General features: G+C 61.4%; 3 protein-coding genes. All 3 read right to left on the reverse strand.

Annotated elements, in window-relative coordinates; genetic code table 11:
- Nucleotides 1–86 precede the first annotated feature (86 nt).
- Nucleotides 87–809: an ATP-binding protein gene (locus HQL56_18940; protein MBF0311593.1), complete on the reverse strand. Its 723-nt coding sequence runs from the start codon at nt 807–809 to the stop codon at nt 87–89.
- Between the two features lie 65 nt (nt 810–874).
- Nucleotides 875–3,097, reverse strand: coding sequence for a transposase (locus HQL56_18945; protein MBF0311594.1), 2,223 nt, complete (start codon nt 3,095–3,097; stop codon nt 875–877).
- Entirely contained in the window at nt 3,094–3,306 is a 213-nt protein-coding gene (locus tag HQL56_18950; protein MBF0311595.1) for an XRE family transcriptional regulator, read from the reverse strand. The genes HQL56_18945 and HQL56_18950 overlap by 4 nt, the downstream gene beginning before the upstream one ends.
- Between the last annotated feature and the right edge of the window lie 125 nt (nt 3,307–3,431).

A 3,431-nucleotide genomic window follows, 5' to 3' on the forward strand; every position in this document is an offset into this window, starting at 1 on the left:
GTGATACGTCCACCCCCGGTCCGAGGGCATACTCAGGCTGCGGATGACAGCCCACACCTGGTCCAGCCCTTTGAGCGCGGTCGGTTTCATGCCACCCTCCGCTCCGGCGCGTGCCCGGTGTAAAAGCTCCCCTTACCCCACCTGGCCAGATCGATGCGCTCTGCGCCCTGGTTGATGGCCGACTCCTGCGCCATGGACAGGTTGACGCAGATGCGCCGGGGCACCCATTGGGACGCGATGCAGATGGCCTCCAACAGGTCGTCCGCCACCTCCACCTTGCGGCAGTAGAGGTCGCGCAGGGCCTTGCCGTCTTCCAGATCCGCCGCAACCGCTGCCTCCCACCGCAAAAACCGGTTATGCACCTTCTCCCAGGAGCGCAGCTTGTCCTTCAGTTTCTCCTCACCGATCAGCACGATGACCGGCTTTACGGTCTTCTGGTGGATCTCCAGGACCATATCCACCAGTCCCTTGGCCACAAGGATGTCCGCCTCGTCCAGGATCAGCGGCTTGCGTATCCCGGAGAGGATGCGGCACACCTCCTCCATCAGCTCCGGCAAGGTACCGCTGGGCCGCTCCACCCCCATCTGCCGCAGGATTTGCTGCAACAGGTACTTGCGGTTCCAGGTGCTTCCCAGCTCAACAAAAATCCCCTGGTACTGGGCGTGGACATAGGCGGCGGCAGTGCTTTTGCCGTATCCGCTTGGCCCGTAATAACAGCCCAGTCCGGGCAAATGCTCCTCCCGACTGGTGATGTACTCCACGACTTCCGCCAAAGCCCCAACGTTGCGTAATGCCGCAACGTTTCCCATTCCTGATATACTTTTATCATTAAACATGTTGTAGCCTTTCCTTTCGCCCGTGTCGCCTTGTTTCCCTACTTTGCCGCCCGCAGCTTATCCACCACCGACTCAGCCCGGTATTCCGAGCCCTGCTGGTACCGGGAGAGCCACGTCCTTTGCTCTTCCGGTACCTCCTCGCCACGCTCCATCGCGGCCTCGATACCCTTGGCCCGGCGGTACCGGTCCATGCGGCTCTCCGGCAGCGGCTCCTTGCCGATGCGGCCTACAATCTCGGCCAGCCCCTTGCGCGGTGTTTCGGGGCGCGAAGGGGCCGGCGAGACCGACGGATCGGCCACCTTGGCTGCCTTGCCAGCCTCTTCCAGCGCGGGCGTGGTGACCGTCTTGGCGGGGCGCGGCAGGAAGGCCACGTTCTTCACACCCTCCGCCCGATTGGCGATGATCTCCGCGTAGATGCCCCCAAGACCGGCCTCTTTGGCCTGCTTTTTCACTACGGCGCAAGCCTTGTTCATGCGGTCTTTCTGCAGCCTCCTGGCGGCCACCGCTTCCTCTTTGCGGGAGATGCCCGCCCAGGAGGGGTCTTCCGCCACCGCGATAAACCGCCCGTCCAGCCCAAAGACAAAGATGCGCCCCAGGTCGCTCTCGTCGATCCGCACTTCGACTTCTTCCCCCACATCCACCGCCGCAGCCAGCTCCCGGGCGATGTAGTAGCGGTTGCCCACCTGGATGCCCTTCTTGCCAAATACCCGCGTCCCCTCGCCCTTGGGGGCGGGGCACAGCAGCATGTCCAAGGCCCGCTCATCCGCCACCCGCTCCACCGGATCAGCCCAGGTCGCTACCATCTCCAGCGGGGTGCGCCCGTTCAGCCCGCGATGCCTGCGGTTGGCGTGGTATTTTTCCGTCCAGAGGTCGCAAAACTCCTGCAACCCAGGCGCATCCAGATGGGGGATCTCGATGGTCTCCCCCTGGTGCATCAGCCGCTGGGCAAAGCTCTTGCGGGCCTCGATGGCCTTCCGATCCGCCACGCTGTGGCCCACATAGCCCGGCAACAGCTCCATTAGGCTATGGGATAAGGTGCCCAGATGGCGCTCAATGAACGGTTTTTGTTGTGGCTGGAAGGGGTCACACAGGTATTGCTCGATCCCAAGGGATTGCGCCACCCGCACCATGTGCTTGGAGACGTAGTCGGACCCGTTGTCCGTAACGACCTCCTGCGGCTTGCCCCAGTCCAGGATCGCCCGGCGCAGCGTCGCGGTCACCGCAGCACTCGACGAAGTCAAGGAGACATGCAGCTTCATGCGGCGGCTGTAGATGTCGATCACCCCCACAATGACGTGACGGCGACCGTCCGCCAGGATCAGATCCGCCTTGGTGCTGTCCATCTCCCAGCGCTGGTTCAGCGCAGTGACATCCTCGGATTTGCTGCCAAAGGCCACCGCATGACGCGATTTCCATTCGTCCGGGTTGGTCAAAAACAGATAGAGCGACTTGTTTTGCTCTTTCCAGATCTTGATCACCGCCCGGATGGTGTCATAAGGCGGTGCTGCCTCGAACCGGGTCTTTGCCGCTTCCTCGATCATTCGGTACTGGGCGTGGGGATATTCCACAACCATCGAAATAACAAAATTCTTGGCTTGTTCGCTAATCTTGAAACAATTCTTTCTGTTGCCATGTTTGGCCAGCAGCCCGCCAACCCCGGCCCGCTTCATTTCGGTGTGCCAGCGCAGCAGGGACCGGGCCGAGAAGGGCATTCCGCGAGCCTCCTCCGGCAAAAACTCCATCCCGGAATCCAACGCCTCGCAAAAGGCCTGCATGGCGGGCTTGATGGCCCCACCGATGCGGGTGTGATAAGCCCGGAAGGCCTGCATGATCGCAAAGCGACGATCCGCTTCCTTCCGGTTGTAGGTCGGGGCGTTTTTGTAAGCCACCAACCCGGCCTCGCCGTCCGGCGTGGGGCGGGAGCGGCGCAGCCTCCGTTGGATCGGGGCCGGCAATTCCTCCATCGCGGGCCGCTCCCGCCGCGCCACCGCCCGCTCGATGGCCGCCCGAGCCAGATCGGACAACCCCACGGCGTCAGCAAGGGTTACGGTGTCGGCGTATTTTTCGATAACCGCCATTTGCGCGGCTTCGGGGAGGGAGGAGAGGGGGTATTCGTAGCCCCCGCCGCGACCGGCGCGTTCACAACCAACGATTCCTCCGCGCTTTAACCAGACCGCCACTCCCCGCTTTGTTGCAGGGATTCCCTGAATCGCATGTTCCGCAATTTCCTGCGCTGTCAGGTAGGCCGGAAAGGTACTCATTTCGCTTCACCTATCAATCCTGGAAAAGCCAGAATCTTTACAGGACACCCCATTTCCTTCAGGGTCGATAATACTCTTGCGTTGTTTTTCTCTCCGTGAATAGTTCTCGAAACAATAGGCGATGTCAGGCCAGCCATTTTAGCAACATCATTATTTTTGATATTGTTCAGCACCATCCAGGCTCTGATAAGCCTCCCGTTTCGTCTCACAGCAACTCCTCCTCCAACTTTCGCTGCCTCTTCCGGGCTTGGCGCACTGCCATCTCCTCTTCCGCCCACCTCAGCCTCACCACGTCCTGCCCCTCGATGACCCGCCACCCGAGACAACCCACCAG

The sequence above is a fragment of the Magnetococcales bacterium genome (genome assembly GCA_015231925.1).
In the GTDB taxonomy this organism is placed as follows: domain Bacteria; phylum Pseudomonadota; class Magnetococcia; order Magnetococcales; family JADGAQ01; genus JADGAQ01.